The sequence below is a fragment of the Gammaproteobacteria bacterium genome (assembly GCA_035279405.1).
Lineage (GTDB): Bacteria > Pseudomonadota > Gammaproteobacteria > Natronospirales > REEB76 > REEB76.
In genome coordinates this window covers 1-1,814 of record DATEHU010000003.1, presented here as the reverse complement: position 1 = coordinate 1,814, position 1,814 = coordinate 1, and the positions used below count along the sequence as shown (strand labels likewise).

Here is a 1,814-nt window from a genome sequence, read left to right as displayed (position 1 = left end):
CGATCTGGGCGAAGGGTTCTTGCTCACGGTGCAGGTGCAGGCCTCGATCGAGCCGATGCGGGTGTGCCAGTACATGTGCACCGCGCTGCAATCGCTGGTGCAGGCCTTGGAGACAGGGCCGGGGATCGCGGTGCGCGCCCTGGAAGTGCTGGGGGAGGCGGAGCGTGAACAGGTTCTGTACGAGTGGAACGACACGGAACGGGAGTATCCGCGGGACAAGTGTGTACATGAGTTGTTTGAAGAGCAGGTGCGTAGGAGTCCAGAGGCGACGGCGGTGGTGTTCGAGGAAGCTTCTCTGAGCTATCGAGAACTGAACCGGCAGGCCAACCGGCTGGCGCACTATCTCCGGGAATTGGGAGTGAAACCGGATGAGCGGGTGGCCATCTGCGTGGAGCGTGGCTTGGAGATGATCGTGGGTTTGCTGGCCGTACTGAAGGCGGGCGGAGGGTATGTGCCGCTGGACCCGGCGTACCCGGAAGAACGGCTGCAGTACATGCTGGAGGACAGCGCGCCGGTAGTGCTGCTGACGCAGAGACATCTGGAAGATCGCTTCTCCGGTATCGGCGACGGTGTGCCGGTGCTGGATCTGAATGCCACCGCCGCCTGGCAGAGTTTCCCGGAGAGCAACCCGGAGGCAGACGCCGTCGGGCTCATCTCCAGCCATCTGGCCTATGTGATCTACACCTCCGGCTCCACCGGCCAGCCCAAAGGCGTCATGGTGGAACATTGTGGATTGTGCAATATCAGTCTCACACAGAGTCGCCAGTTACAGGTCGAACCCGGCAGCCGTATTTTGCAGTTTGCCTCGTTCAGCTTCGATGCCTGTGCGTGGGAAACGCTGATGTCGCTGTGCCAGGGCGCTACGCTCTGTCTGCTCCCGCAAAAGTGCGTGGTGGCGGGCGATCAGTTGATAGAGAAGGCGGCGCGCGACGGGATTACGCATGCGACGCTGCCGCCGACAGTGCTGGCAGGGGTGTCGGAAGGAGTCAATGCCGATTCGCTCCGGGTCCTGATGACCGGCGGAGAGGCGCTGCCGGGTTGGGTAGCTGAACGGTGGAGTCGTGGACGCCGGCTGATCAATGTGTACGGACCGACGGAAACGACCATTATCGTTACGATGCATCGTTGCATGGCGGAGGAAAGCGGCAACCCGCCCATCGGGCGACCGATCACGAACACGCGGATGTACATAGTGGATTCCAGCCTGGAGCCGGTGCCGGTCGGGGTGGTGGGGGAGTTGTACGCCGGGGGAGCGGGAGTGGCGCGGGGATATCTGAAGCGTCCGGAGCTGACGGCGGAGCGGTTTGTGCCGGATCCGTTCGTGAACGGGCCGGGAGAGCGGATGTACCGCACAGGAGATTTGGCGCGGTGGCTTGGGAACGGCAACATCGAGTTTTTGGGGCGGAACGATAATCAGGTGAAGATCCGGGGCTTCCGGATTGAGTTGGGGGAGATAGAGGCGCGGTTAGCCGAACACCCTGCGGTGCGCGACGCGGTGGTGCTGGCGCGCGAGGATACGGTGGGCGAGAAGCGGCTGGTGGCGTACTACATCACTTCAGGCATGGGCGAGGTGGGAGCGGAGCAGCTGCGTGCGCACCTGTCGGCGGTTGTTCCCGACTACATGGTGCCGGCGGCCTATGTGCGGATGGAGAGCCTGCCTTTGACGCCGAACGGAAAGCTGGACCGCAAGGCGCTGCCTCTGCCGGAACAGGAGGCCTATGCGGTGCGTGGGTATGAAGCGCCGGTGGGCGAGACAGAAACGAAGCTGGCCGCGGTGTGGGCCGAGATATTGCATCTGGAGAAGGTGGGCCGCC

General features: G+C 63.2%; 1 protein-coding gene. It reads left to right on the top strand.

Features of this window, described 5'->3' with window-relative positions; translation table 11 throughout:
• On the top strand, window positions 1-1,814 hold a 1,814-nt coding region (locus tag VJR90_00015; protein ID HKV95864.1), incomplete at both ends, for an amino acid adenylation domain-containing protein.